At 54.8% G+C, this 25,112-nt stretch carries 26 protein-coding genes and 1 riboswitch; of the genes, 17 read left to right on the top strand and 9 right to left on the bottom strand.

Going from position 1 to position 25,112, the window contains the following annotated elements; genetic code table 11:
• Positions 1 to 8 precede the first annotated feature (8 nt).
• Positions 9 to 989 (bottom strand): GlxA family transcriptional regulator, encoded by a 981-nt coding sequence (locus J7I43_RS07645; protein ID WP_209144891.1) that lies wholly within the window; start codon positions 987 to 989, stop codon positions 9 to 11.
• A 368-nt stretch (positions 990 to 1,357) separates the two neighbouring features.
• Between J7I43_RS07645 and J7I43_RS07650 the strand changes: the two genes are divergently transcribed.
• Both J7I43_RS07650 and J7I43_RS07655 read left to right on the top strand, forming a co-directional pair.
• Positions 1,358 to 3,706, top strand: a complete 2,349-nt coding sequence (locus J7I43_RS07650) for an FtsX-like permease family protein (RefSeq protein WP_209144893.1) — start codon at positions 1,358 to 1,360, stop codon at positions 3,704 to 3,706.
• Between the two features lie 89 nt (positions 3,707 to 3,795).
• Positions 3,796 to 4,302, top strand: coding sequence for a DinB family protein (locus J7I43_RS07655; RefSeq protein WP_209144895.1), 507 nt, complete (start codon positions 3,796 to 3,798; stop codon positions 4,300 to 4,302).
• 43 nt (positions 4,303 to 4,345) lie between these two features.
• On the opposite strand, the gene J7I43_RS07660 is transcribed toward J7I43_RS07655, so the two are convergent.
• Together J7I43_RS07660 and J7I43_RS07665 are read right to left on the bottom strand one after the other, a co-directional pair.
• Positions 4,346 to 5,008 (bottom strand): hypothetical protein, encoded by a 663-nt coding sequence (locus tag J7I43_RS07660; protein ID WP_209144897.1) that lies wholly within the window; start codon positions 5,006 to 5,008, stop codon positions 4,346 to 4,348.
• Positions 5,009 to 5,015: 7 nt separating this feature from the next.
• Positions 5,016 to 5,678, bottom strand: a complete 663-nt coding sequence (locus J7I43_RS07665) for a hypothetical protein (RefSeq protein WP_209144898.1) — start codon at positions 5,676 to 5,678, stop codon at positions 5,016 to 5,018.
• Positions 5,679 to 5,792: 114 nt separating this feature from the next.
• On the opposite strand from J7I43_RS07665, the gene J7I43_RS07670 reads away from it, so the two are divergent.
• The 5 genes from J7I43_RS07670 to J7I43_RS07690 all read left to right on the top strand — a co-directional run bounded on the left by J7I43_RS07670 (position 5,793) and on the right by J7I43_RS07690 (position 10,104).
• Positions 5,793 to 6,878 (top strand): Gfo/Idh/MocA family protein, encoded by a 1,086-nt coding sequence (locus J7I43_RS07670; RefSeq protein ID WP_209144900.1) that lies wholly within the window; start codon positions 5,793 to 5,795, stop codon positions 6,876 to 6,878.
• Positions 6,879 to 7,017: 139 nt separating this feature from the next.
• Positions 7,018 to 7,809, top strand: a complete 792-nt coding sequence (locus J7I43_RS07675) for an MlaE family ABC transporter permease (protein WP_209144902.1) — start codon at positions 7,018 to 7,020, stop codon at positions 7,807 to 7,809.
• Between the two features lie 5 nt (positions 7,810 to 7,814).
• Positions 7,815 to 8,588, top strand: coding sequence for an ABC transporter ATP-binding protein (locus J7I43_RS07680; protein ID WP_209144904.1), 774 nt, complete (start codon positions 7,815 to 7,817; stop codon positions 8,586 to 8,588).
• A 3-nt stretch (positions 8,589 to 8,591) separates the two neighbouring features.
• Complete coding sequence (locus J7I43_RS07685; RefSeq protein ID WP_209144906.1) at positions 8,592 to 9,617, top strand: MlaD family protein; 1,026 nt, start codon at positions 8,592 to 8,594, stop codon at positions 9,615 to 9,617.
• Positions 9,618 to 9,642: 25 nt separating this feature from the next.
• Positions 9,643 to 10,104, top strand: coding sequence for a GNAT family N-acetyltransferase (locus tag J7I43_RS07690; RefSeq protein WP_209144908.1), 462 nt, complete (start codon positions 9,643 to 9,645; stop codon positions 10,102 to 10,104).
• A gap of 2 nt (positions 10,105 to 10,106) precedes the next feature.
• Here the strand turns inward: J7I43_RS07690 and J7I43_RS07695 are convergent, their stop codons facing one another.
• On the bottom strand, positions 10,107 to 11,093 hold the full coding sequence (locus tag J7I43_RS07695; protein WP_209144910.1) for a GlxA family transcriptional regulator: 987 nt from the start codon (positions 11,091 to 11,093) through the stop codon (positions 10,107 to 10,109).
• Positions 11,094 to 11,219: 126 nt separating this feature from the next.
• On the opposite strand from J7I43_RS07695, the gene J7I43_RS07700 reads away from it, so the two are divergent.
• From J7I43_RS07700 to J7I43_RS07730, 7 genes are all read left to right on the top strand, one after another.
• The gene (locus tag J7I43_RS07700; RefSeq protein ID WP_209144911.1) at positions 11,220 to 11,510 is read left to right on the top strand and encodes a hypothetical protein; all 291 of its coding nucleotides are present in this window, start codon (positions 11,220 to 11,222) and stop codon (positions 11,508 to 11,510) included.
• A gap of 35 nt (positions 11,511 to 11,545) precedes the next feature.
• The gene (locus tag J7I43_RS07705) at positions 11,546 to 11,986 is read left to right on the top strand and encodes a VOC family protein (RefSeq protein WP_209144913.1); all 441 of its coding nucleotides are present in this window, start codon (positions 11,546 to 11,548) and stop codon (positions 11,984 to 11,986) included.
• 101 nt (positions 11,987 to 12,087) lie between these two features.
• A complete protein-coding gene (locus J7I43_RS07710; RefSeq protein WP_209144915.1) occupies positions 12,088 to 13,119 on the top strand; it encodes an LLM class flavin-dependent oxidoreductase in 1,032 nt (343 codons plus the stop codon).
• Positions 13,120 to 13,246: 127 nt separating this feature from the next.
• The gene (locus J7I43_RS07715) at positions 13,247 to 15,034 is read left to right on the top strand and encodes an erythromycin esterase family protein (RefSeq protein WP_209144917.1); all 1,788 of its coding nucleotides are present in this window, start codon (positions 13,247 to 13,249) and stop codon (positions 15,032 to 15,034) included.
• Between the two features lie 115 nt (positions 15,035 to 15,149).
• Positions 15,150 to 15,216, top strand: a riboswitch (Fluoride riboswitch).
• Positions 15,217 to 15,251: 35 nt separating this feature from the next.
• Positions 15,252 to 16,520, top strand: coding sequence for a voltage-gated chloride channel family protein (locus J7I43_RS07720; RefSeq protein ID WP_209144919.1), 1,269 nt, complete (start codon positions 15,252 to 15,254; stop codon positions 16,518 to 16,520).
• A gap of 88 nt (positions 16,521 to 16,608) precedes the next feature.
• Positions 16,609 to 17,076: a glycine zipper domain-containing protein gene (locus tag J7I43_RS07725; protein WP_209144921.1), complete on the top strand. Its 468-nt coding sequence runs from the start codon at positions 16,609 to 16,611 to the stop codon at positions 17,074 to 17,076.
• Between the two features lie 92 nt (positions 17,077 to 17,168).
• A complete protein-coding gene (locus J7I43_RS07730) occupies positions 17,169 to 17,771 on the top strand; it encodes a hypothetical protein (RefSeq protein ID WP_209144923.1) in 603 nt (200 codons plus the stop codon).
• Here the strand turns inward: J7I43_RS07730 and J7I43_RS07735 are convergent.
• Complete coding sequence (locus J7I43_RS07735) at positions 17,768 to 19,207, bottom strand: S41 family peptidase (RefSeq protein ID WP_209144925.1); 1,440 nt, start codon at positions 19,205 to 19,207, stop codon at positions 17,768 to 17,770. The two genes, J7I43_RS07730 and J7I43_RS07735, sit on opposite strands and share 4 nt — an antisense overlap.
• Positions 19,208 to 19,273: 66 nt before the next feature.
• Positions 19,274 to 20,374 (bottom strand): glycoside hydrolase family protein, encoded by a 1,101-nt coding sequence (locus tag J7I43_RS07740; RefSeq protein WP_236023301.1) that lies wholly within the window; start codon positions 20,372 to 20,374, stop codon positions 19,274 to 19,276.
• A gap of 116 nt (positions 20,375 to 20,490) precedes the next feature.
• Between J7I43_RS07740 and J7I43_RS07745 the strand changes: the two genes are divergently transcribed.
• On the top strand, positions 20,491 to 21,231 hold the full coding sequence (locus J7I43_RS07745; RefSeq protein ID WP_209144927.1) for a YqjF family protein: 741 nt from the start codon (positions 20,491 to 20,493) through the stop codon (positions 21,229 to 21,231).
• A 5-nt stretch (positions 21,232 to 21,236) separates the two neighbouring features.
• On the opposite strand, the gene J7I43_RS07750 is transcribed toward J7I43_RS07745, so the two are convergent.
• Both J7I43_RS07750 and J7I43_RS07755 read right to left on the bottom strand, forming a co-directional pair.
• On the bottom strand, positions 21,237 to 21,467 hold the full coding sequence (locus J7I43_RS07750; protein WP_209144929.1) for a helix-hairpin-helix domain-containing protein: 231 nt from the start codon (positions 21,465 to 21,467) through the stop codon (positions 21,237 to 21,239).
• 5 nt (positions 21,468 to 21,472) lie between these two features.
• Positions 21,473 to 21,910, bottom strand: a complete 438-nt coding sequence (locus J7I43_RS07755) for an SRPBCC family protein (RefSeq protein ID WP_209144931.1) — start codon at positions 21,908 to 21,910, stop codon at positions 21,473 to 21,475.
• Between the two features lie 141 nt (positions 21,911 to 22,051).
• On the opposite strand from J7I43_RS07755, the gene J7I43_RS07760 reads away from it, so the two are divergent.
• Positions 22,052 to 22,870 (top strand): SDR family oxidoreductase, encoded by an 819-nt coding sequence (locus J7I43_RS07760; RefSeq protein ID WP_209144933.1) that lies wholly within the window; start codon positions 22,052 to 22,054, stop codon positions 22,868 to 22,870.
• Here J7I43_RS07760 and J7I43_RS07765 read toward each other — a convergent pair whose 3' ends face one another.
• Positions 22,871 to 24,571 carry a GMC oxidoreductase gene (locus J7I43_RS07765; protein ID WP_209144935.1) on the bottom strand — a complete coding sequence of 567 codons (1,701 nt, stop codon included), beginning with the start codon at positions 24,569 to 24,571 and terminating at the stop codon, positions 22,871 to 22,873.
• 152 nt (positions 24,572 to 24,723) lie between these two features.
• Between J7I43_RS07765 and J7I43_RS07770 the strand changes: the two genes are divergently transcribed.
• Positions 24,724 to 25,074 carry a DUF1801 domain-containing protein gene (locus J7I43_RS07770; RefSeq protein WP_209144937.1) on the top strand — a complete coding sequence of 117 codons (351 nt, stop codon included), beginning with the start codon at positions 24,724 to 24,726 and terminating at the stop codon, positions 25,072 to 25,074.
• Positions 25,075 to 25,112: the final 38 nt, after the last annotated feature.

Below are 25,112 nucleotides of genomic sequence, written 5' to 3' on the forward strand. Positions count from 1 at the left end.
ATTGTATCTCAGGCCTGCGCCATCTGGCGGCAATATTTCCTGCGGTATTCCTGCGGGGTTAACCCGGTCACTTTTTTAAATACGCTCCGGAAAGTTTTCAGGTCGTTGTACCCCACGTCGTACATCAGCGTGCTGATATTCTGCGCGTTCTGCTCCAGCGCTTTTTTGGCGGATTCGATCTTGACACGCTGAAGGTATTCCAGCGGGGTGTTGTGCGTGGCGTTTTTGAACCGGCGGATGAAATTCCGCTTGCTCATGCTGGTTTGTCCCGCGATCTGTTCGATGGATATGGGAAGATGGAAGTTTTGTTCGATGTACGACTGCGCGCGTAATATCTCATCGTCCTCATGCCGGCGCTGCCCCTGGAATACAAGGAAGTGGCTCTGGTTCATGCGGTCGATATCGATGGAGAACATCTTGCTGATCTGGATGCCCACGTCGCGGCCTACGAATTTTTCCACCAGGTACAATACGAGGTTCAGCGAAGAGAACGCGCCGCCGCTGGAATAAACGCCGTCGTCGTCGGTGATCACGCGGTCGCTGAGCACGGCAGCTTTGGGGTAACGCTGCTGCATGTCCGGGATGGCCATCCAATGCGACGTACAGGTTTTACCATTGAACATGCCGGCTTCGGCGAGGAAATAACTGCCAAGGCAAAGGCTGGCCACTTCCGAGCCCATCTGCTGCATTTCCCTGATCCATTCCACGATGCCGCGGTTTTTCTGCAGCACCACGTCTGGCTGGCCATGAAAGGCCGGCACAATGATGAGATCGGTGTTTTTTACCTCCTCCATCGATTTGTAACAGAAAAACAGCGCGGGCACGTTGAGCTGGATATGTTTGACCTTTTCGCTGACCAGCTCCACTTTAAATGCCGGCTCCCTGCCTGCCATCTTAAGCAGCTGATTGGCCCCTTCGAATACGTCCAGTACGCCGGCTACCGCCGAAAGAATGGCTTCTTCATAAATTACCAGAGATACTACTTTCATGGTGGTTTGTGCATTGATTACTGTAAATATAGCGCAAAGCGCTGGCACGAAATACCCCCTTTCGTGGCACATCCCCCCAGCAGAAGACCGCCTGAAAACCCGCTCCCATAGGCCTTTTTGCATCTATTTTTTACCTTGTTTTCCCGCCACCGCGGCGTATTTCGGGCCATGCGCCGGTACCGGGAGAGGGGGGAATTACGCCAACGAGTTGGTGCGCGCGGGCGCTTTGCTGCAAACGGACAGGCCATGTATTAAAAACGGACATCCGGTTAGTTTTCAATATGCATATTTGTTTTATTTTCAATAAGGTATTTGTTGGTATAGCAATTGGGGTGCATCCGCCAGCATAACAACCAAAAAATTATCCCATGCTGAAAAGCAACCTGATCGTGGCCTGGCGCAGCCTTTTGCGCAACCGGACATCTTCCCTCGTGAATATCACCGGCCTTGCGCTGGGTCTTGCCGTTGGCATTCTGATCCTGCTGTATACCGGCTACGAAACCAGTTTCGACCGTTTTCACGCGGACTACCGCAATATCCATCAGCTGCTGCGGAACCGGGTGCAGGGCGGCGAGATCATGACCTCCGAATCGGTGCCCGGCCCGCTGGCCGCAGCGGTGAAGGAGCAATTAACGGAAGTGAAATACGCGTCAAGGGTTACCTTCTCTTCGGAGCAGATCGTGACAGCCGGAAATAAAAGTACGTACGAACGGGGCATCTACGCCGATCCGGATTTTTTCCGCATGATGACCTTCCCCGCCCTTTCCGGCGACCCGGCGGCATCATTGAACGGCCCCGCAACAGCGGTGATCACCGAAAGAACGGCCATCCGGCTGTTTGGCACGGCAGACGCAACAGGCAAGGTTTTTACGCATAACAGCCAGCGCGCTTACAAGGTCGGCGCCGTGATCCGCGATATTCCTTCCAACAGTTCGTTCCAGTTCGACATGGTGCTGCCCATGATCGTATTCGAGCAGGATAACAAAGATTGGATACGCGAATGGAACAACAACAGGATCGAGACCTGGGTGGCTTTTCAGCCGGGCGCCGATAAAACCGGAGTGCAATCCCGGCTCAAACATTTCGCGCCGGCGTTGGAAGCGGGCAGTACCGCGGAATTTTTTGCTTTCCCGATGAAAGACAAACGCCTTTACGCCGAGTTCAGGAACGGGAAGCCGGTTGGCGGGTTGATCTATGCGCTCATTATGCTGGGCGTGATCGGCGTGTTCGTGATGCTGATCGCCTGCGTTAATTTTATGAACCTCGCTACCGCGCAATCGGAAAAACGCGCGAAAGAAGTAGGAGTGCGGAAAACGATGGGCGCGTCGCGCGGGCGCATTGCCGCGCAATTCCTGTCCGAAGCCATGCTGATGGCCTTTATCGCGCTGCTGCTGGGCGCGCTGATCGCTAAACTGGCGCTGCCGGGGTTTAACCGGTTCATGCAAAAAAACGTGACGTTCAGTTTCGACAACTGGAAGATCCTGGCCGTTATGCTCGCGCTGGGACTGTTTACCGGCCTGGTGGCCGGCAGTTATCCCGCATTGTTCCTCAGCCGTTTTCAGCCCGTAAAAGTGCTGAAAGGCATTGGCAGCGATAAAAAAGGCGGTTCCTGGTTGCGGAAAGGACTGGTCACTTTCCAGTTCCTCGTCGCGATCTTCCTCATCATCGGCACCGTCGTTACCGTCCTGCAGATCGGGCATATGCAGCAGCGGCCGATGGGGTACGATGCGGAAAACCTGTTGATGATATCCGCCAAAGGCGAGCTGGCCGAACATTTCGATATCGTGCGGCAAGACCTGCTGAACGTGCCGGGGGTGGTGTCTGTATCGGGCGGTACCGACAACCTGCTGCATTTCAGCAGTAATACCACGGGCATTCAATGGCCGGGGAAAACCGCGGAGCAGGACTTCGGCGTTACCGTTACCAGCGTGCAATACGATTGGGTGAAAACCGCGGGGCTTTCGCTGGTGGCCGGCCGTGACTTCAGCGCTTCTTTCGGCGGTGATTCGCTGAGCTGCATGTTAAACGAAAGCGCAGTGCGCAAAATGGGGCTGAAAGAGCCGCTGATCGGCACCAGGCTCGGCGAACATACGCTGGTGGGCGTTGTGAAGGATTTTGTGTACAACAATCCTTCCGGGCTTCCCGGCCCCATGATCATTTTTCACAGCAAAGGCAGCATGGCCAACATATTCATACGTATGAAAGACGGCGGCGAATGGAAACAGGGCCTTGCGCGCATCGAAACCGCGGTGAAAAAAAGCCACCCGGCATATCCTTTCGAGGTGAGATTTGTGAAAGAAGACTACCAGCGGAAGTTTGAAGGTTTCAGGATGATGGGCCGGCTTGCGATGGTGTTCGGCGGCATGGCGATTTTTATCGCCTGCATGGGCCTGTTTGCATTAAGCATGTTCGTGGTGGAAAGGCGCACCCGCGAGATCGGCATCCGCAAAGTGATGGGCGCCAGCGAAACCCGCATCTGGGCGATGCTTTCGGTTGATTTTATGAAACCGGTGCTGGCTGCGTTCGTATTGGCAGTACCGCTGGCTGCATGGGCCATGAAGCTGGGGCTGCAGCAAATGGAATACCGCATCACGCTCAGCTGGTGGATCTTTGCGCTGGCGGGCGCGCTGTGTTTTATCGTTGCGCTGGGCACCGTTAGCTGGCAGGGCCTGAAAGCCGCTTTCAGCAATCCTGTCCGTTCCCTGAAAAGCGAATAAATAAAATATTAAAACCGTTTTCGCGCTGCTGACATAAGGCTGTCAAACCCCGTCGTTTACTTTGTAACAACAAAACAAAACGACATCATATGGCAAACACGACCGTTACTTTTGCGATCCCCGTGATCGATGCGAACGCGATACTGGAACACTGGCAGGGCCACCGCAGGCTCACCCGGAAGGTGATCGGCGCTTTCCCCGAAAACGAGCTTTTTAACCATTCCGTCGGCGGCATGCGCCCGTTTTCCGAAATGGTCCTCGAAATGCTGCGGCTTGCTTACGGCGGCATTCACGGCGTGGTAGACGGCAGCTGGAACAAAGCCGAACGGTTCAACGACGGTGCTATCAATACCAAAGCAGCGCTGCTGAAAGCCTGGGACGAAGTGACCGAAGCGCTCGATACTTTTTTCCCGCAGATCACACCGGAACGATTCCAGGAAACGATGCATGCGTTCGATAATAAAGATTGGTGGGCAGGGCCTGCGTATGGCATCATCCAGTATTTTGTAGACAACGAGATCCACCACCGCGGGCAGGGCTACGTGTACCTGCGCTCGCTGGGCATTACACCGCCGGGTTTCTGGGAACGCTGGTAACAGGAAGATATTTGGAAACCCCGGCGATCGCCGGGGTTTCTTGTTATGGATTAAACGGAAGATCGGCGGTGTTGGGGATCGTGATGTCCACCGTCAGCGTGTCCTGCACCGGGTCGGGCGGCCTGAGATAGTCGAAATAATTTCTGTGCCGGCCTGCAACGGGGTCCAGCACCCAAACATGCACCATGGTAACGGAGGGCGGCTGATACCAGGTGAACAGCGCGGTGTCTACCCTGCGGCCTGCAATGGAATCGCGGAGGAAACCGCTGGTCAGTACCAGCGTATCGTAAGGGTTTTGCTGTACTTTCAGGTTCAGCCGCAGCACTTTCGACGTTCTCGCGGTAAGCTCCACCACATTGTATTTCCGGGTTTTCAGGCTGGCTTCGGAGCCGTTGTAGAAACGCGGGTCGCTGTTAAACATCGTGCTGGCCTTGAAAGATTTGCTTTCCCCGTCAGACGCGAAACGGATGCTGAAGCGGCCGTTGGCGTCCGTTGTGTCTTTAGCCGGCAGTAAATGCCACCGCTGCCCATAAAAATTAGGGCCGCCTTCGCCGAGTATCCATACCGGAACGCCTTGCAGCGGCAGGCCGGTTTCGATGTCTTTCACAACACCGTCTACCTGCGTTACAACATGTGCCGGCACATCTTTTTTACAGGATGAAAAAAGTACGGCAGCGGAAAAAAGGAATAAGTAAAAACGGGACATAAACATATCAGTTAAAAGGGAGGTCGGCCGTATTGTCGATAAACACATGATATTTCAACGTGTCGCCCGAGGTGTTCTGAATGGTTTCGCGGTACGCTTTCAGTCTCCAGGTAGCCCAGTCGCGCACAATCACCGTAACCCCGGCATTGGCTCCCGGTACGTATGCGTAATGCAGCACGGTGTCTACCGAGGCGCCTTTGATCATATAAAAAGGGGAATTGACCCAGCCGGCGTTCGCATAAAGCGTATCGTAAGGGTTCTGCGCTACTTCCAGGTGCAGCTGCATGATGCCTTTTTCCCGGGCGCTGAGCTGTACCTTGTTGTACTGCCGGGGATTTAACTGCACGGTAGTGCCCTGCTCCACATGATAAGCGGACTGGTCTACGTTCACGACGAAAAATTCGGATTCGCCGTCTGCTTTGAATTTAATATAAAAATAACCGTCCTTGTCGGTGAGGGTTTGGTCCGTGGAAAACGTCGCGATATTCCTGCTTACGCCGTCTTTAAACCCACGTACCTCCACGGGCACGAGTTGCAGGGGCTGCCCGCTTCTGCTGCTGGTTACCACGCCTTCCACGGCGATGTCCAGGCCTGCGGGCACTTCTTTGTTTTTGGAGCATCCTGTAACGAACAGGAAGGGGATTAAAAGGGATAAGTAAAATAATTTCATGGGTGCTGGTTGAATAACTTCCCTGAAGCGTTTCAACCCGGCGGAAAGTTACAAGCTTGTGCCGCTTCTTTTAAAATCGTACTTTAACCGCCGTTGACCAATAAACCAGGTTTTATGATGCGTCTGTTATTATCCGTATTCCTTTTGTTCAGCCTGCACCTTCAAGCCCAGCCCGTGAAAGTGGCCGTTGCCGGTATTTCCCACGGTCATTCCGGCTGGATATTGGGCCGCGCCAATAAAGGAGATATTCAGCTGGCCGGTATCTACGAGCCCGATACCGCGCTGATAAGGCTTACCATCCGCCGTTACAAATTGCCCGAAGATCTTTTTTATACCGATCTCAATACCATGCTCGATGCCGTAAAGCCCGAAGCGGTGCTGGGGTTCGGTTCCGTGTTCAGTCATCTAGAAGTAGTGGAAGCCTGCGCCCCGCGCGGCATTCACGTGATGGTGGAAAAACCCATGGCTACCACGCTGCAGCAGGCGCTGCGCATGGATTCGCTGGCTGCGAAATATAACATCAAACTGCTCACCAATTACGAGACCAGCTGGTACCCTTCGGTGGCTAAAACCTTCCAGCTCGTGCAAGACAGCGCTTATTGCGGCACGGTGCGTAAAGTGGTGATACACGACGGCCACCAGGGCCCCAAAGAGATCGGCTGCAGCCCCGAGTTCCTCGCATGGCTCACTGATCCCGTGCTCAACGGCGGCGGCGCGCTGATCGATTTCGGTTGTTATGGCGCCAATATTATGACCACGCTGATGAAAGGGCAGAAACCCCTGGCGGTGACGGCGGTGGCGCGGCAGTACAAACCGGCCGTGTACCCGAAGGTAGACGACGATGCGACCATCATCGTAGATTACGCCGATGCGCAATGTATCATCCAGGCGTCGTGGAACTGGCCGTTTAACCGGAAAGACATGGAAGTTTATGGCGATAAAGGCTATATCTTTGCGCCCGACGCCAAAACCCTCACGCTGCGCAATTCGCAAAAAAGCGAAGCGTATACGCGGAAGGTGACTGCCAACGATATCAAAGTATTTGAAGATCCTTTCGTATACCTGGCGGCGGTAGTGCGCGGAAAAGAAACCGTGCCGCCTTTCGGCGTTTATTCCCGGGAAAATAACCTGATGGTGGTGCGCATCCTGGACGCGGCCCGTGAATCTGTGCGCACCGGCAAAACGGTGGAGATCAAATAACCGGGAATGTTCCGGGAACCATGCCCCCGGGCACCAAATGCCAACCCGCCCGTGCAAGGGCACGGGATTTGAAGGCTAATGTCCGGATATTAACAATTCACCACCCGAAATTGTAATAGTAAAGGATAAAACGCAGCTAATGGAATCCAACGATCAACCGGAGAAACCAGTCATTTCGAAGGGGTTAGACGCCTTCTTCACCAATATTTACGACATATTCAGGTTCATCAGGCGTTTTTTCAGGGAAGTGCTGCGCCCGCCGCTGGAAGTGAAGGAGTTCATCCGGCAGTGTTATATGGTGGGGTATAAGTCGCTGGCGCTGATCAGCCTTACCGGTTTTATCACGGGGCTGGTGTTCACCAAACAAAGCCGCCCTTCACTGGCCGAGTTCGGCGCTACGTCCTGGCTGCCTTCGCTGATCTCCATCGCTGTGATCAGGGCGCTGGCGCCGCTGGTGACCGCGCTCATCTGCGCGGGCAAAGTGGGGTCGGGCATCGGGGCGGAGCTGGCTTCCATGAAGGTGACCGAACAGATAGACGCCATGGAAGTGTCTGCCATCAATCCGTTCAAATACCTCGTAGTTACACGCATCATGGCCTGCACCGTATGCCTGCCGTTGCTGATGGCTTACACCGCGCTGGTAGGCATGGCGGGCTCGTACCTGGACATTCACCTGAATGAACAGACCACCCTGATGGCGTTCATTAATAAAGCGTTCAACGACATCTCTTTCCTCGACCTGTTCGCCTCGTTTTTCAAATCGATCGTTTTTGGTTTTACGATCGGAGCAGTAAGCAGCTATCTCGGCTACAATGCCTCGCAAGGCACTACGGGCGTGGGAAAGGCGGCGAACACTTCCGTCGTGGTAAGCATGTTCCTGATATTTATTGAAGAGATCATCATCGTGCAGGTCGTCAATTCGATCCGGTAAAAAGTATGAAAACATTCACGCCAGAAATAGATTACGGCAACACCGTCATTTCCATATCGGACCTTTACAAGTCCTTCGGAAGCAACCATGTGCTGCGGGGTGTAGACCTGGAGCTACATAAAGGGGAAAATATCGTGGTGCTGGGCCGTTCCGGCACGGGCAAAAGCGTGCTCATCAAGATCATCGCCGGGCTGCTGAAGCCCGATGCGGGCAGGGTGAACGTGCTGGGCCTGGAAGTGCCGGAGCTGGGGCCGGTAGCGCTGCGCGAGCTGCGCATGAAAGTGGGTTTCTGTTTCCAGCATGGCGCTTTGTACGACAGCATGACGGTAGGGGAGAACCTCGCATTCCCGCTCAGCCGCAACGAGCCGAAAATCAAAGCCGACCAACGCCAGAAAATGGTAGAGATCGTACTGGACGCCGTGGGGCTTTCGCATACCATCGACCAGATGCCCGCGGAGCTTTCGGGCGGCCAGCGAAAACGCATCGGCATCGGCCGCACGCTCATCCTGCGGCCGGAGATCATGCTGTACGACGAGCCCACGGCCGGTCTCGACCCCATCACCTGCACCGAGATCAACAACCTGATCAACGAAGTGCAGCGAAGGTTCAAGACCAGCTCCATCATCATCACCCACGACCTCACCTGCGCAAGGGCTACCGGCGACGAAATAGCGGTGATGAAAGACGGCACATTCATCAAAAAAGGAAATTTCGAAGAAGTATTCGCGGATAACGACGAGCTGATAAAAGAATTTTACGATTATAATTTTACGCAATAAACCATGAAAGATCAAAGCAATAAAAGGGCCGTGATAGTGGGTGCTTTCGTATTCGCCGGCATGATCATATTCGCCGCGGGCATCCTCGTGCTGGGCGGCCAGAAAAAAAGCTTTATGTCGTCGTTGCAGGTAGTGGCCGTGTTCCAGGACATCGGCGGGCTTGCCAAAGGCGACAACGTCTGGTATTCCGGCGTAAAAGTAGGCACCATCAAAAGCATAGCATTTACCGGCCCGCACAGCATCGCCGTAAGAATGGACATCGAAAAAAAGAGCCGTGATTTCATACATAAGGACGTTCGCGCCAAAGTAAGCTCAGACGGGCTGGTAGGCAACAAGATCATCGCCCTCAACGGCGGCACGCCCGAAGTGCCGCCCGTGGAAGACGGAGACACGATCATCGTGGAAACGGCGATCAGTACGGACGAGATCATGAACACGCTGCAGGTGAACAATAAAAGCCTGGTGGAGATCACCGGCAATCTCAAAGAGATCACCAAAAACATCCGCAACGGGCAGGGCACGCTGGGCAAACTGATAGCAGACGATGCCGTATATAACAACCTCGAAGGCACGCTGGCCACGCTGCAGAAAACCGCCGCCAATACGCAGCGGCTTACGGAAGGACTGGCCGCTTACACCGCGCGCCTGCAAAACAAAGGCACGCTGGCGAACGACCTGGTGACCGATACGGTTGTATTCGCTAAACTGCGCTCCACCGTTACGCAGCTGGAATCCGTGGCGCAGGGCGTGGATTCCGTAGTGCTGAACCTGAAAGACGCCAGCGCGGGCATCAACGAAAACCTGCGCAGCACCAACACCCCGGCGGGCGTGATACTGAACGATGAACAAACGGCGACTTCGCTGAAACATACCATCGGCAACCTCGAAACCAGCTCGCAAAAACTGGACGAGAACCTGGAAGCGCTGAAACATAATTTCCTTTTCCGCGGTTATTTCAGAAGAAAAGCAAAAGCGGAAGCGAAAGAAAAAGCGCGGCTGGAAAAAGAAGCGAAAAAACAGCAGCCCTGATGGTTAAAGCATAAATTAAACGATTATGGAACAGATCAGGGTCAGGGAAGCGACCTTAAAAGACCTGGACGTGCTGCTCAGCTTCGAGCAGGGCATTATTGCGGCGGAACGGCCGTTCGACAGCACTATCCGCGAGGGCGAAGTGCATTATTACGACATTGCGGCCATGATCTACGAGCCGCATATTTCCGTGGTAGTGGCCGAGCTGGACGGGCAGGTGATCGGTTCCGGGTATGCCCGCATCGAAGAGGCCAAACATTACCTGAAACACCCGCAGCACGCGTATCTCGGTTTTATGTACGTGCTGCCCGAATTCAGGGGCAGGGGCGTGAACCGGGCGATCGTCGAAAATCTCGCCGGCTGGGCGCGTTCCCGCGGCATTACCGAAATAGTGCTGGATGTGTACGACGCCAACGAGCCCGCCGTGCGCGCTTACGAAAAGGCCGGTTTCACCAGGCACCTGCTGCAGATGCGGATGCCAGTTTAGATCTACTCGACGGTAATGGCCGTTTTATTGTATTTGTTGCGATACTCGACGGGAGAGAGGCCGGTCGTTTTTTTGAATACGGTACGGAAAGCCTTGTTGTCTGAATACCCCACGTCGTACATGATCTCCGTAATGTTTTTCCGGCTGGTCTCGAAACCTTTTTTAGCCGCTTCCACTTTTACCCGCTGGATGTATTCAGACACGGTGTTGCAGGTCGCTTTTTTGAAGCGGCGCTCCAGGCTGCGGCGGCTGATGGCGAATTGCGCCGTAAGCTGGTCTACCGTGATCTTTTCCTGGTAATTTTCCTCGATATACGTTTGGATTTCGCGGATGGGGTCGTCGTCGTGCTCTTTCTGGCCTTTGAACATCAGGAAGGCAGACTGGCTGTTGCGGTCGATCTCGATGGCGAAATATTTCGCGCACATGATCGCAATTTCCCGGTCCGTATACTTTTCCACGAGATGCAGCAGCAGGTTCCAGAACGAATTGGCGCCTCCGCTGGAATAAATGCCCTGTTCGTCCGTAATGATCTGGTCGCTCACCAGGTTCACGTCGGGGAACATCCTGCGGAAGTCGTTTACAGACAGCCAGTGCGTGGCGATCTGCCGGCCTTTCAGCAAACCGGTGGAAGCAAGCAGGAATGCGCCCACGCACAAACTGGCCACTTCCGAGCCTTTATGGTATTGCCCGCTGATCCAGGGCAGAAAATCCTTGTTGATGTCCACCACTTCCTCCATCACCCCGTTCACAGCCGGAATAATGATCAGGTCGGTTTTGGCGACGGCAGACACCACCGTATCCGGCCGTACGGTGAATGCTTTGTCGTACACCTGGCCTTCTTCCGAAATGCCCACCATCTGAACGTCGAAAAGCGCCGGCCTGTCGCGGCGCACCAGGAATTCGTTGCACTGCGTGAACATCCTGTAGGCGCCTTCTATGCAGCCGAGGGCGGCGGCGCCGCGCGGTATGAGAATGGAAACGTGTTTCATATTCCAAAAATAATGATAAAAAGTTGTCGCATCATCCCCTGTAATTTGCCGTTTTTGCACCCCGTGTATTACAGGAAGCGGAATTACATTTGTAGCGCGAACCGAAATATAGAAAAATCCGTAACAATGGTGGAAGTATTTAAAACGAACGTGGACAGGCCGCTGCTGGCGAAACTGCTGGTAGGCACCATCAATGGCGAATTGCCCGGGCACCGCGCCAATTTCGACCTGGAAGATTGCGACCGCATTCTCCGCGTGGTTTGCACCGCAGGCGACGTACAATCCGGCCGAATCATCGAACTGCTGGCCGGTTTCGGTTGCCGGGCGGAAATACTGGAAGACGAGGTCCCCGAAGCGCCGGGCGCGTTCAACCGCCGTTTCCGGTGCATGGCGGGCCACCTGGTTGTTGCGCAATAACGGCTCGTTTAACTTCATCATAAAAACTTTGACAAATGGCACTAGTAAGTCCTTATCTGAATTTCAAAGGCACCTGCGAAGAAGCCTTCAACTTCTACAAATCCGTTTTCGGCGGCGAGTTCATGGGCGAAGGCATCATGCGTTTCAGCAGCATGCCTCCCGAGCACTGCAAGCCCGGTGAGGAAAACCTCGTAATGCACGTAGCGCTCACCATCCCCGGCGGCACTACCATCATGGGCAGCGACTTCCCGGATTCTTTCGGCGAGTTCAAAAGAGGGAACGATTTTTCTCTCGCCATCGCCGCGGAATCTGAAGCAGAGGCCAGGAAACTGTTCAACGCCCTGAGCGAAGGCGGAACGATGGGAATGCCCCTCGATAAAGCTCCCTGGGGCGCATTGTACGGCCAGTTTAAAGACAAATTCGGTATCTCCTGGGCCGTAAACTACCAGTACGAGACCGTTCCCCAGCAGAATTAAACCACCTGGTAACCTGATGGTTACTGAAGGCTCCGGGCAAGTTCCGGAGCCTTTTGATTTTATATGCTTAATATTGTGTTGTAACATTCAAACAGCGGGTTATGGAATTAGGCATCAGCACCTTCGGGGAAGTACGGCCGGAAGGCGTGGCAGGCGGGGCGAACGAATCGCATCTCAGGATGCAGGAGTTGCTGGCGGAAGCGAAACTGGCGGACGAAACGGGGCTGAACGTATTTGCGCTCGGGGAGCATCACCGCCCGGACTTTGTGATATCCGCGCCGGAAGTGGCGCTGGCGGGAATTGCCACCATCACCAAAAATATCAGGCTCAGCAGCAGCGTAACGGTGCTCAGCTCGGCGGACCCTGTGCGTACCTTTCAGAATTTCGCCACGCTCGACCTGCTGAGCAACGGCCGTGCAGAGATCATGGCGGGGCGCGGCAGTTTTACCGAATCGTTCCCGCTGTTCGGGTACAGCCTGGGCGATTACGACGCGCTGTTCGTCGAAAAACTGACCATGCTGATGGAGATCAACCGGCAGGAAGTAATGAGCTGGAAAGGCCGTTTCCGGGCGCCTTTCAACAACCGGGGCGTTTACCCGCGTCCCCTTCAGCCTTCGTTGCCCATCTGGCTGGCCGCGGGCGGTACGCCGGCTTCCGCCAAACGCGCGGGCAGGCTCAATCTGCCGCTTACCCTGGCGATCCTGGGCGGGAAACCCGCGCAGTTCGTGCCTTTCGTTAACCTGTACCGCGAAGCGGCCGCCGAAGCCGGGCACGATCCCGCGCAATTGCAGCTCGGCATCAATTCGCAGTTTTACGTCGCGGAAGATTCGGAACAGGCGGCGGACGAATTTTACCCTTCCTACGAAATTCTCATGAACCGCGTAGGCCGCGAACGCGGCTGGCATCCCATGTCGCGCGAGCAGTTCGAATACCTCCGCCTGCCCGACGGGCCGCTTTTCGTAGGCAGCGTGCAGGAAATCACCGACAAGATCATCTACCAGCATACGCTTTTTAACCACACCCGCTTCCTCGCGCAGATCGTGAAAGGATACATCCATCACGATAAAGTGCTTCGCGCCATCGAGCTGTTCGGCACGAAGGTGGCCCCGGCCGTGAGAGCGGCCATCGGATGAGGTTGGCGTGTATCGGTTGAATATCAGCCCGTATTTGTTTTGCGTAAAACGGCACAATTGCGTGCAGCCTGTGCCGTTAGTGATAAAATAAATGCCCGGATGATCCGTTTAAAGCAAAATCCCTGTTATGAAATTATCCCTTTTACTGCTGCTGATCCCTTTCACCGCATTGTCGCAGGAACATAATTTTGATTTTGAAAAACTGAAGCCGGGCGGCAAACAGCCCGAAGAATGGGGCCTTCCGCCCGTTGAAGGCAACAAGGCCGGGTATACCGTGCTGACGGACACGGTGGCTTTTTCCGGCAAATATTCCGTAGCGATCACGCAAAACAGCCCCGTCGCGCAAAACGCGTTCGGTGCTTTTAATTATAGCATTCCCGCCACGTTTAAAGGTCAAAGGGTAACCCTGGAAGGTTATATAAAAACGGAAGACGTGAAAGACGGTCACGCGGCGCTGTACCTGAACGTTGTCGGTACAAAGGCTTTCGACAATATGAACGAGAGGGGCGTTACCGGCACTACGGACTGGCATAAATACAGCATCGAGCTGGCGCTTGGCGAAGAAGCGACCAGCATATCTTTCGGGGCGCTGTTTACGGGGCGCGGAAAGGTATGGATAGACAACATGAGCCTGAACGTAGACGGCAAAGACTTCACCCTGGCCCCGGCAAGGGAAAAAAGAGTGCCGCCCGCCGCGGACCTCGCCTGGCTGAAACAACACGCTCTTCCTTTAAGATCCGTTGATGCGAATACCGGCTTTGAAGACCTGGCCCCTGTCGGCGAAATGATCGGCGACGCGCGCATCGTATCGCTGGGAGAGCCTACGCACGGCACCAGCGAGGCTTTCCGCATGAAACACCGCCTGTTGGAATACCTCGTGAAAGAAAAAGGCTTCGATATTTTTTCGATTGAGGCGAACATGCCGGAATGCAGGGCCATCAACGACTACGTGCTGCACGGCGACGGCGATCCCAAAAAACTGCTGGACACGATGTACTTCTGGACCTGGAACACGCAGGAAGTGCTGGATATGATCACCTGGATGCGTGCTTACAACGCGGGCAACCCGAAAAAAATGGTGCAGTTCACCGGTTTCGACATGCAGTTTCCCGGCGTGGCGGCAACGGAGCTGAAAGCGTTCCTTGCCGCGTTTGCGCCCGCGCAGCAGGCCCTGGGCGATTCCATCGCGGCGCAAAGCGGCGCGCTGATGCGGAAAAGACAAACGAAACGGGCGGGTTACGAGGCGCCGGAATTGCAGCAATCGCTTGCCGCATTAAAACAATTCTTTAAAAACAGCCGCCAGCGCCTCACGGCGGAAGTGGGCGGTGAAAAGTTCGCCTGGGCCATGCATCACATCGCGGTCATCGAACAATTTGCGCAGCTGGCGGCGGAAAACACTTTTGGCAGCGCGCGGGATTCGTCGATGGCGGAGAACGTGGACTGGCTGGTAAAACGTTATCCCGGCAGCAAACTGGTGCTGTGGGCGCACAACGGCCACGTCAGCAAAGCGGCGAATGCCATGGGCGGTTATCTTGAAAAGATGTACGGCAAACAGATGGTCGTGATGGGATTTGCCGCAGCCGAAGGCACCTACACCGCGATCATACCGGGCCAGGCGATCTTCAGCAACAATGTGCTGAGCGCACCCCCGGATGGCTCGTTTGAATGGTACGGCCGAAACAGCGGCCTCGGCAATTTTGTGCTGGACCTGCGGAAAGAAAATCTCAAAGATCCCGGGGCCGCATGGCTGCTGGAAAAACGCGGCATCCGCAGGATTGGCGCGGTGATGATGCAACCGAAGTTCCAGTTTTCCCAAACCCTGCTCCCCAATGATTTCGACGCCGTCATTTATCTCGATAAAACCACCGCCAGCCAATGTTTCCGGGCCTGGAAAGGAAATTCCGCGAATAAATAGCTACGCCGCACCGGATTTTGCCCGACCGGCCGGTTAAAATTTGCCCGTTCATACGTTAAAAGCCTGCCCGCAACCCGGGGGATTTGCAGGCACAGGGATTTTTTATAACTTGCCGTCTCAAACAGGAAATGGTGTCTTCCTGACCCAACCGCTCTAATCAAGCTGATGGCGCCTGCAAATTCTAACGGCAAATGCCGGTGACAAGTTATTTGTAGGTATGAAAAATCTTCTCCGCAACTTCGAACAAATCTTTGTAGCCAAACATCTCCTTTTCTGGACGCTGATAGCCGTACCGGTAGCGCTTGCCGCGGGCTCTGCCGTAGCGTTGTTCCTCTGGCTGCTCGATCTTGTTACCGTTTTCCGCTGGCAGCACGAATGGCTGCTGTACCTGCTGCCGCTGGCAGGCGTCGGTATCCATTTCCTGTACAAGGCCGCGGGAAAAAATGCCGAGGCGGGCAATAATCTCATCATGGACGAGATCCATCAGCCGGGCGGCGGCGTACCGGGCCGGATGGCGCCGCTGGTGCTGGTGACCACGCTGGTTACGCATCTTTTCGGCGGCTCCGCCGGGCGCGAAGGCACTGCCGTGCAAATGGGCGGGAGCATGGCGCAGTTGCTGGGCCGCTGGTTCGGGCTGAAGCCGGAAGATATCCGCATCATTCTCATGATGGGCATTGCGGCCGGGTTTGGCGCGGTGTTCGGAACGCCGCTTGCCGGCGCCGTGTTCGCCCTGGAAGTGCTGGCCATCGGCCGCATCAAATACAATGCACTGTTGCCCTGCCTGATGGCGAGCCTGTTTGCCGATATCGTTTGCAGCGCCTGGGGTATCCGTCATACGCATTATGTTATTCAATCCAGCGCCGCGCTCGATTATCTGCTGCTGTTAAAAGTAATACTGGCCGGCGTGGCCTTCGGATTGGCGGGCAATCTTTTCGCCGCTGCCACGCACCAGGTGAAAAAGCTCGGGAACCGCGTCTTTACGACGCATAAATGGCTGATGCCGGTGACCGGCGGCCTGCTGGTGATCCTGCTCACGTTCGTGGCCGGCACGCAGGATTATCTCGGCCTGGGCGTTACTTCCAAAGACCCCGGCGGCATTTCCATCGTGAACGCATTTCACGCGCAGGGCGTAAACGACTGGAGCTGGCTCTGGAAGCTGGTGTTTACGGCCGTTACCCTCGGCATGGGCTTCAAAGGGGGAGAAGTGACGCCGCTTTTCTTCGTGGGGGCGGCTTTAGGCCATACCATCGCGGTGTATGCCGGCGCGCCGGTTGATCTCTTCGCCGGTCTTGGTTTTATCGCCGTGTTCGCCGGCGCCACCAATACGCCGCTCGCCTGCACGCTGATGAGCGTGGAATTATTCGGTCCCGATCATGTGCTTTATTTCGCCGTCGCCTGTTTTACGGCTTATTATTTCAGCGGCCATTCCGGTATTTACGCCGCCCAGCGTATGGCTGTTTCGAAACGGGGAGAAGAGCGCAATTAATTGATTTGCAGATGAATACATGCTTATTTGTATATGCTGGCACAGTTTTGGCAATACCCCGGCCGAATAGTTTTTAAATTTTTGAATCATGAAACAGTTATTAGCAGCATTAGCCATCAGCGCGGGGCTCTTTGCCTGTCAAAGCCGGGCAGACGATGCCGCTGCCATCCAGGCCGCTCAAAAAGCGACCATCGACTCGATGAACACTGCAAACAAGATCAACGAAGCCAAACAACACGCCATCGATTCCATGAAAGCCGTGAATGCGAAAGCTGAACGCAGCCGCAGCAACGCTTCTTCAGGTAACGACGTAGCTGCGGCACCGGCAACCGATAATGCCGCCGCAACAGCGCCCGCGAAGAAAAAAGGCTGGAGCCATACCGCCAAAGGCGCGGTAGTAGGCGCTGGCGCAGGTGCCATCACAGGCGCCATCGTGAATAAAGACCGTCTGAAAGGCGCCGCCATCGGCACTATCATCGGGGCCGGCGTGGGTGCGGGCACCGGCGCGATCGTAGATCACCAGAAGAAGAAAAAAGCACAGCAATCCGCTCAATAATATTGCGGCTTTAGAATAGAACGCGGGCGTTTCGTAAAAAGAAACGCCCGCTTTTTGTTTTATTCTGGCACATTATTTTCTGCAAAATGGATATGAAAACATCCATCCTTTGTATAGCCGCCGGTCTTTGTCTGCTCGCAGCCTGCGGCCAGCCCGCATCGAAAAGGCCGAAAGAGGAACCGCTGGCCGTTGAGCAAAGCAGACCCGAAGCATTGCTCGTGCCCGGCGAAAGCGCGGGTAAACTGCACATTCACCAGGACATCGATTCCGTGTTCAACATCCTCGGTAAACCCGACGACGGCGATGCAGCCATGGGCAAAGCCTGGGGCATCTGGCACGGGGAAGATACGCTGGCGGTGTATTCTTCGTATGCAGACAGTACCATGAGCCGGCGCATTACCCGGCAGATCGTGGTGTCTGGAAACGATTACCGCACGGCGGACGGTCTTGGCCGCAACACGCCGCTGGAAACCGTCCGCAACCGTTTTCCCGGGCTGCAGCCCGCCGCCACTTACGTCAGCGATCCCGGCAACGATACGCTCTGGGTGTACGATGTGGAATCCGCCGGCATCGCGTTCGATTTCAGGAAAACGGGCGGGGAGTTGCGATGCACTGCCGTAACGATCCACGAAAAAGAGGAGCCGGTGACGGCCACGTACCTGACGATACACGCGGGATGGAAAAAGCTGCCCTAACGCCGTTGCGCGACGTTGGAATTCCCTGCGATCAGGCTGTCTGTTACTTCCATTACACGGTCGCGCTTTTGGAGAATGTCGTTGAGTGAAAGTTCCACCGGCACGTCGGGCATGGTGCCCCGCCCGAAAAATCGCGCCGTGTCCACGGCGGTTTCGTATTTCTGCAAAGGCACCGTCAGCATCATTTTAGAAGGTTTCAGGTGAATGCCGGGCATCATGCCGCTGTTGTTGCCCTGGTAACCGCCGCCGGTTTCTTCGCCGATGAATAGCCCTTTGCGGTTGGAATACAGCACGGCGGAGAGGTCTGCGCAGCTGGACATACAAAAACCATTGATGAGCACATATACTTTTCCCGCGAAGGGATGCGCCGCGGGCTGCTGTTCGTCTACATAATCAAATTCGCCGGAACGTTTGCCTTTCTGCCAAAGCCAGAGACTGTCCTGCTGAACGGGTTTCCGCCACCATATTTTCGCCACGCCTTTTATTTTCGCCGCGATGGCCGGCGTGCAGGTCACGCGTTTCCAGTAACGGTAAGGCGCGTCAAAAAAGAAACCGGAAAGATACGCCGCGTTCCCGTCCGAGCCGCCGGTATTATCACGGAGGTCTATTACAAGATTTTTTACGCCTTTATTTTGTAATTCCTTGAAAGCCTCTTCCATAAAAGGTTTGAACGATTGTCCGCTGCGTTTGATATACGAATCCGCAAAAGACCGGATGGTGAGATAAGCGGTGGCGTCTTTTATTTTCAGTTCAAGCTGCCGCGCGAAGACTGGTTCACTGAGAAAGCCGTTTCCTGCCAGATCCTTTTCCATCATACCTTTCAGCCTGACCGAACGGGGCTGGCCGCCGGATATTGTGGTGATGTCGAAGTGCTCCGTTACCTCCACCATATGCCGGTACCACAGCGGGAACTGGCGGTAAAGCGCGAGGTATTTCATGGTTTGGTTATAACCGTCTGAAGGAATGGCGGGCAATACCTGCCGCAGTATTTCGCCGATGCTGCGCCCGTTGATGGTCGTAATTTCGTCGCCTGGAGAGATGAGCGGGTGGTTGGAAAAATTATCCGTTATCCATGCTTTATCATCTTTAAAATAAAGACGGAGGGGAAGAAGATTGGGCGACCGGTTCAGTTCCTGTTTATATTTCTCCGTCATCGAAAAATCGGTGTGCAGGCAGCCTACGCGGCTTACGAGGGGTTTGATCTTCCTGTACATTTCCACCTGCGTGGCGGAATCTTTGATCGTGCCTTTTACCGAATCCACATACGCGGCAAAATCGTTTTTGGACTGATAACGATAAGCGCCTGGGTGAAATTTGTCCAGCGCGTCCGCCACATCGCCCAGCACATGCGCGACCTGCTGCGGTGAATATTTTTGCTGAGCCTTTACAACGGGGCATACGAAAAGGAGGGTTACAATGCATGGTATCCTGGGCATGGGAAACAATTTTCCCGAAAAATTAGCCAATCGATGGTTAAGGGAAAGTTAAAGAATACAGCATGATCATTTCAGCGGTACGACCATGTTCCAGGTTTTGTCCACCTGGTAAGGTTCCGGGCCTGAACCGGTTGCTGCAAACAGGTGCGTGGGTTTCCCGTTTTCAAAAAGCAGGAAAGGCCGCTCGAAATTGGCCTGCCGGGTGATGGTGCCATCGTTCCATTTTATGTTGCGGGAATAAGCTTTCACCGGGCTGGAAAGTTTCCAGTTCACGCCGTTTTTCGAAGTGGCGTGTATGCCGCCGCCTTCTTCGCCGCAGATGTGCCCGAAACGGTCTTTCATGATCAGTTCGTAATGATCCCCGGCGTACCATACAAATGGGTCTTCCACGTCGTTGTCCATTTTATTGCTGCTGTGAAATGAAAATACCGGTGAACCGGAAAGCCGCTCGTACGGGCCTTTATAGCTCTTTTTGCTCATGGCCGCGCCCAGTAAAAGCGGCGGTTCGTGATTTTTGGAGGACGATTTATACATCAGGTATATGCTGCCGTCCGGCAATGCAACGGGAGAGGGGTTGGAAGTAATGGAAGCGTCCCATTTGCCGGGGCGCGGCTCTATCACGGGATGGTCCATCCGTTTCCAGGGACCGTACACGGAATCCGCCACGGCAAGGCCGGCACGTTTGTTCATCCAGGCGCGTTGCGCGCGGCCGTCCACCCATACGTCGTCGCGGTTATGAGGCACATCAAAATCGTACACCGTGCCCATGTAATACAACAGGTATTGTTTGCCGTACTGCAATATCCTCGGGTTATGCGTAGTATAGCCGTCGAAAAAACCTTTGCCGCGCGCGGGAAACACCACTTCTTCGAAAGTATAAGGCCCGGCGGGCGTATCGGACACCGCGCGCACGATCTGCGAATTGGTGACCCAGTTGCCGAAACCCAGGTTTTTCGACCAGCGGGATGCGAACATATGGTAACGCCCGTCTTCTCCCTTCACCACGCTCGGGTCCCACACCCAATATCCTTCCATCATAAACCCGCCGTTTACGGGCGCGGGCAGCAGCTTGTCCGCAAACGCTTCTTCACGGCCGTTGGCGGCGGCAGACAATGCGGGCAAGACCAGCCCGGCGGATAACGTGCGCAAAAAGTCCCTTCTTTCCATATTTCCGAATATAGTCACCGCGGGCCGCATTTGCAAATGCGTCGGGAATCCCGCTGCTGGCGCGAAGGCAGCGTTACGCATATTTCCTTATCTTTGTCCCTATATTTTTTCGACCTATGAACAACCGCCTTGCCAGCCGTCTTCTTCATCATAATGTTCACCGCCCGCTTTGGAAAACGCCACAGGCCAACTGGATCTGGTACCAGGAATGGAACCGCGTACTTTTTTTTCACTGGAAGGTGGATGCAGGTTTGCTCCAAAGCCTTATCCCGTCCGGGCTTGAGCTGGATACTTTTGAAGGGCAGGCATGGGTGTCTGTAGTAGCTTTTACGATGGAAAACATCCGCCCGCGATTTCTTCCGGCGGTATCGGCGGTGTCTGATTTTCACGAGGTGAATGTACGAACGTACGTACGGTCGGGTGAGGATGCCGGTGTGTATTTTTTTTCGCTGGAAGCGCAGAAATATCTTTCCGTCAAACTTTCCCGCACTTTGTCCGGCATGCCCTACGAAACCTCGGGCATGCAAAGGGAGCATGGTGAAAAACATTTTTACCGGTCGGTGAACAAACGCACCGGTAATTTCCTGGAAGCGGATTATGAACCAGGCGCTGAACTGGCGGAAAAATCGCCGCTGGACGCGTGGCTCACCGAACGCTATTACACTTTTCTAGATAAAGGCGGCAGGCTGTACAAATACGCGGTGCATCACCCGGAATGGCGTTTATACGAGCCGAAGTTCCGGCATTTGGAGATCCGGTACAAAACGGGCCCTTTCAGCCTCAGTCATGCCAATCTTGAAGCCGTTCATTACTCCGGCGGCGTGCATGTGATCGCCTGGCCGAAGGTGATGTTATGAGGTAATTATTCTTCTTCTTCCTCTTCCGCGAAAGACAATCCCTGTTCAGCCAGCGCGGCTTCCAGCAGCCGGATCGCTTTGGGGCCTACACCGTGCAGCTCCAGCAGTTCGGCGGCGCTCACGCGGCTGATATCGTGAAGGGTCTGGTAACCTTCCCCGTGCAGGGCGCGGAGCGCGGGTTTGCCGATGTTTTCGGGGATGAAGACACCGGGCGCGGTTTTATGTGCCTGTTTCATGGAGATCAGTTTTCGGAGAGCCTTTTTACTTCGTCCAGCGCTTTGGGCCACATGCCTTTGAACATGTCCGCGTATTCGTCTGTGATATCCGTATGGATGAGCAGTTCCGTTTTGCCGTTGTCGTCTTTCAGCGTGTAAATTTCTTTCGCGCCGGCCCAGCCTTCCGCTTCGGCGGTGCTGAAATCTTCCTGGCCGTTCTTTATCACGCCTTCATGCGTGATCTCCATGTACTCGTTGGGAACGGCGTCTGAAATGCGGGATACCATGCCTTCGTTGTTGGCGTCAACAAAACGCACTTTGCTGCCTTTTTTCCAGTCCGTTTCCACGCCGGAAGTTTCGCTGAAAGCGCGCGTCCATTCGGGATAAGAATCTTTGCCCCACAGTACGTTCCATACTTTTTCACGGGGCGCGTCGATCGTAATGTTGAAAGTAAGTTGTTGCATGATGGGTAAGTTTGATTGCTTTACAAAGGTGACATACTTTTTTGAAACGGAAGGGGTTAAAGCGCGACAAATCGCGGGGTATTTTTGCCATGGCTGTTGAGGGGTTTATTCGTAAATTGTCGTACATCAAAACGACCGCACATGCAGTTTACAAACCGTACCGTATTTATTACCGGCGCCAGCAGGGGAATCGGCGAGGCTATTGCCCTGAAGCTGGCCGCCGCGGGGGCGAACGTTGTTATCGCGGCCAAAAGCGTGAACGAAGACCCGAGGCTGGGTGGCACCATTTATTCCGCCGCCAAAGCCGTTGAAGCGGCGGGAGGGAAGGCGTTTCCGCTGCAGGTAGACGTGCGGGACGAAGGGCAGGTGCAAACAGCCGTTCAGCAGGCCGCGGAACATTTCGGCGGCATCGATATCCTGGTCAACAATGCGTCCGCTATACAGCTCACCGGCACGGAACAAACGCCCGCCAAACGGTTCGACCTGATGTACGACATCAACGTGCGCGGCACTTTCCTGGTGACGCAACACTGCATTCCGTTCCTCAAAAAAAGCGGCAACGCGCACATCCTTACCCTGTCTCCGCCGGTGAACCTTGCGCCGCAATGGCTTGGCGCGCATGCGGCCTATACCGTCAGCAAATACAGCATGAGCATGTTTACGATTGGATGGGCCGAAGAGCTGAAAAAGGACGGCGTTGCGGCCAATACGCTCTGGCCCGTTACTACTATCGCCACCGCGGCGGTGCGCAACCTGCTGGGCGGCGAAGCGCTGGTGAACATGAGCCGGAAGCCGGACATCGTGGCGGATGCGGCGTTCCATATCCTGAAACGGCCTGCGGCATCGTGTACGGGCAATAATTTTACGGATGAGGAAGTGCTGCGCTCCGAAGGGATCACGGATCTCAGCGTATACGCCGTAGTGCCGGGCGGGCGGTTGCAGCAGGACCTGTTCCTTTGATCAAAGGTTCATTTTTTTCAGTTCTTTCACGGCATGGTCTGCCGCGCGGGCGGTAAGCGCCATGTATGTGAGCGAGGGGTTCTGGCAGGCGGAAGAGGTCATGCAGGCGCCGTCTGTGACGAATACGTTCTTCGCCGCATGCACCTGGTTCCAGGCGTTGAGCACCGAAGTTTTTGGATCGCGGCCCATGCGCGCCGTGCCCATTTCGTGGATGGCCATGCCGGGATAGGAATCGCGGTTGAACGGGGTGACATTCTTCAGTCCCGCTGCTTCCAGCATGGCCGCGGCATCCGCGTCCATATGTTTCCGCATCATCTTTTCGTTTTCCCTGAAATCGCAGTTGAACTTCAGCACCGGCTGGCCCCATGCATCCTGCAGGCTGTGGTCGAGGGTTACCTGGTTATCGTGATAAGGCAAACATTCCCCGAAGCCCATCAGTCCCATCTGCCAGGGTCCCGGCTCGGACACATAGTCTTTGAAAGCCGCGCCCACGCCCAGCTCTGCGATACCGCGCGCCCAATCGCTGCGGCTGCTGTAGCCGGTGTACTGAAACCCGCGCAGGTATTGCTGTTTGTCGTTGCCGATATTCCTGAACCGGGGGATAAAAAATCCCGCCGGGCGTTTGCCGTAATAATATTTGTCGGGGAACTCCTCCGAAATACCGCTGGCGCCGGCATGAAAATGATGGTCCATCAGGTAACGGCCCAGCGCGCCGCTATCGTTCCCGAAACCGTTGGGAAAACGGTCTGAAACGGAGTTCAGCAAAATGAACGTGCTGCCCAATGCAGAAGCGTTCAGGAAGATGATGCGGGCGTAATATTCGATGACCTCTTTTGTGTGTTTGTCTATCACGCGCACGCCGGTGGCAATTCCTTTGTCTTTATCGTAGATCAATGCATTAACGATGGAATCGGCGCGCAGCGTGAGGTTGCCGGTTTTTACCGCTGCCGGCAGCGTGCTGCTTTGCGTGCTGAAATAAGCGCCAAAGGGGCATCCGCGCGAGCAGAGATTGCGGTACTGGCAGGAACCGCGTTCGCCGACCGGCTGCGTGAGATTGGCGGTGCGGAACATAGTCATCCGCCGTTCGGGAAATGTTTTTTCGATCCTTTTTTTTACTTCCTTTTCAAAACAATTCATTTCCATGGGCGGTTGAAAAACGCCGTCCGGCACATGCGCCAGCCCTTCGGCCTGCCCGCTGATGCCCGCGAATCTTTCCACATGATCGTACCAGGGCGCAAGGTCGGGGTAACGGATCGGCCAGTCGATGCCGATACCTTCTTTCGCGTTCGCTTCAAAATCGATCTGGCCCAAACGCAGCGAGCCGCGGCCCCACATGATGGAGCGGCCGCCCACGATGTCCGGCCGCGTCCAGTCGAAACGTTTTTCTTCTTTATACGGGCTGTCTGCGTCTTTTAGCCAGTAAGTCTCGTTGAACTCGCTGTAGACCCTTTCGCGGATGAGATAAGGATGCGTTTCGCGTTGTTCGTTGGTAAGCCGGCCGCGGTGCGGCACTTCCCAGGGAGCTTTGGTGGCGTTCGTATAGTCTTTCACGTGCTCCAGCTGGCGCCCCCGCTCGAGCATCAGGGTTTTGAGGCCTTTTTCGCAGAGCTCTTTGGCGGCCCATCCGCCGCTGATGCCGGAACCGATCACGATCGCGTCGTAAGTATTGGCCGCCCGGGCTTTGATATTCAGGTTGATCATGCGTGACGTTGCGTTGGAATGGTAGAAAAATAAGGAAAAATACGCGTTTTCCGAAACTACGCGATGCCGCAAACCGCCCGGGAAAATGTCGTAACCGCACCCTATAGAAAATCGTGGGCGGTTGTAGTTTTGTTACAACAAAAAAACAAGTCATGAAAAACGAAGAAGTTACCCAATACATTCAGAAACTGCAGCCCTGGCAGACGGAAGCCTGTGAAAAGCTCCGTGCGATGGTCCTCAAAACCATTCCGGCCGTGGAAGAAAGGCTGCAGTACGGCAAGCCGCATTATTTGAAAAACGGGCATTATGCGGCGGTGATCCATGCTGCGAAAGACAAGCTTTCGTTTATGATCTTCAACGCCACGGAACTGCCCGAAATAAAAGGTTATTTCAAATCGATGAGCGGCGGGCCTGACAGGAAAACGGCAACGATCACGGAAGGGCAGCAGGTGGATTACAAACAGCTGGGCGACTGGCTGAAAAAGGCGTCTGCGGGGCTTTGAACGTGTCGTATAAAGTGAATTGCCCGGCATCGTGCCGG

This window comes from Chitinophaga chungangae (assembly GCF_017742215.1).
Taxonomy (GTDB): domain Bacteria; phylum Bacteroidota; class Bacteroidia; order Chitinophagales; family Chitinophagaceae; genus Chitinophaga; species Chitinophaga chungangae.

Excerpts from the sequence above, each read along its gene's own strand:
- J7I43_RS07710 (WP_209144915.1), top strand. The coding sequence starts at position 12,088 with ATGGAATTAGGCATCAGCACCTTCGGGGAAGTACGGCCGGAAGGCGTG.
- J7I43_RS07670 (WP_209144900.1), top strand. The coding sequence starts at position 5,793 with ATGATGCGTCTGTTATTATCCGTATTCCTTTTGTTCAGCCTGCACCTT.
- J7I43_RS07685 (WP_209144906.1), top strand. The coding sequence starts at position 8,592 with ATGAAAGATCAAAGCAATAAAAGGGCCGTGATAGTGGGTGCTTTCGTA.
- J7I43_RS07700 (WP_209144911.1), top strand. The coding sequence starts at position 11,220 with ATGGTGGAAGTATTTAAAACGAACGTGGACAGGCCGCTGCTGGCGAAA.
- J7I43_RS07730 (WP_209144923.1), top strand. The coding sequence starts at position 17,169 with ATGAAAACATCCATCCTTTGTATAGCCGCCGGTCTTTGTCTGCTCGCA.
- J7I43_RS07695 (WP_209144910.1), bottom strand. The coding sequence starts at position 11,093 with ATGAAACACGTTTCCATTCTCATACCGCGCGGCGCCGCCGCCCTCGGC.
- J7I43_RS07755 (WP_209144931.1), bottom strand. The coding sequence starts at position 21,910 with ATGCAACAACTTACTTTCAACATTACGATCGACGCGCCCCGTGAAAAA.
- J7I43_RS07645 (WP_209144891.1), bottom strand. The coding sequence starts at position 989 with ATGAAAGTAGTATCTCTGGTAATTTATGAAGAAGCCATTCTTTCGGCG.
- J7I43_RS07725 (WP_209144921.1), top strand. The coding sequence starts at position 16,609 with ATGAAACAGTTATTAGCAGCATTAGCCATCAGCGCGGGGCTCTTTGCC.
- J7I43_RS07760 (WP_209144933.1), top strand. The coding sequence starts at position 22,052 with ATGCAGTTTACAAACCGTACCGTATTTATTACCGGCGCCAGCAGGGGA.
- J7I43_RS07675 (WP_209144902.1), top strand. The coding sequence starts at position 7,018 with ATGGAATCCAACGATCAACCGGAGAAACCAGTCATTTCGAAGGGGTTA.
- J7I43_RS07690 (WP_209144908.1), top strand. The coding sequence starts at position 9,643 with ATGGAACAGATCAGGGTCAGGGAAGCGACCTTAAAAGACCTGGACGTG.
- J7I43_RS07740 (WP_236023301.1), bottom strand. The coding sequence starts at position 20,374 with ATGGAAAGAAGGGACTTTTTGCGCACGTTATCCGCCGGGCTGGTCTTG.
- J7I43_RS07735 (WP_209144925.1), bottom strand. The coding sequence starts at position 19,207 with ATGCCCAGGATACCATGCATTGTAACCCTCCTTTTCGTATGCCCCGTT.
- J7I43_RS07650 (WP_209144893.1), top strand. The coding sequence starts at position 1,358 with ATGCTGAAAAGCAACCTGATCGTGGCCTGGCGCAGCCTTTTGCGCAAC.
- J7I43_RS07750 (WP_209144929.1), bottom strand. The coding sequence starts at position 21,467 with ATGAAACAGGCACATAAAACCGCGCCCGGTGTCTTCATCCCCGAAAAC.
- J7I43_RS07660 (WP_209144897.1), bottom strand. The coding sequence starts at position 5,008 with ATGTCCCGTTTTTACTTATTCCTTTTTTCCGCTGCCGTACTTTTTTCA.
- J7I43_RS07680 (WP_209144904.1), top strand. The coding sequence starts at position 7,815 with ATGAAAACATTCACGCCAGAAATAGATTACGGCAACACCGTCATTTCC.
- J7I43_RS07715 (WP_209144917.1), top strand. The coding sequence starts at position 13,247 with ATGAAATTATCCCTTTTACTGCTGCTGATCCCTTTCACCGCATTGTCG.
- J7I43_RS07665 (WP_209144898.1), bottom strand. The coding sequence starts at position 5,678 with ATGAAATTATTTTACTTATCCCTTTTAATCCCCTTCCTGTTCGTTACA.
- J7I43_RS07655 (WP_209144895.1), top strand. The coding sequence starts at position 3,796 with ATGGCAAACACGACCGTTACTTTTGCGATCCCCGTGATCGATGCGAAC.
- J7I43_RS07705 (WP_209144913.1), top strand. The coding sequence starts at position 11,546 with ATGGCACTAGTAAGTCCTTATCTGAATTTCAAAGGCACCTGCGAAGAA.
- J7I43_RS07720 (WP_209144919.1), top strand. The coding sequence starts at position 15,252 with ATGAAAAATCTTCTCCGCAACTTCGAACAAATCTTTGTAGCCAAACAT.
- J7I43_RS07745 (WP_209144927.1), top strand. The coding sequence starts at position 20,491 with ATGAACAACCGCCTTGCCAGCCGTCTTCTTCATCATAATGTTCACCGC.
- J7I43_RS07765 (WP_209144935.1), bottom strand. The coding sequence starts at position 24,571 with ATGATCAACCTGAATATCAAAGCCCGGGCGGCCAATACTTACGACGCG.
- J7I43_RS07770 (WP_209144937.1), top strand. The coding sequence starts at position 24,724 with ATGAAAAACGAAGAAGTTACCCAATACATTCAGAAACTGCAGCCCTGG.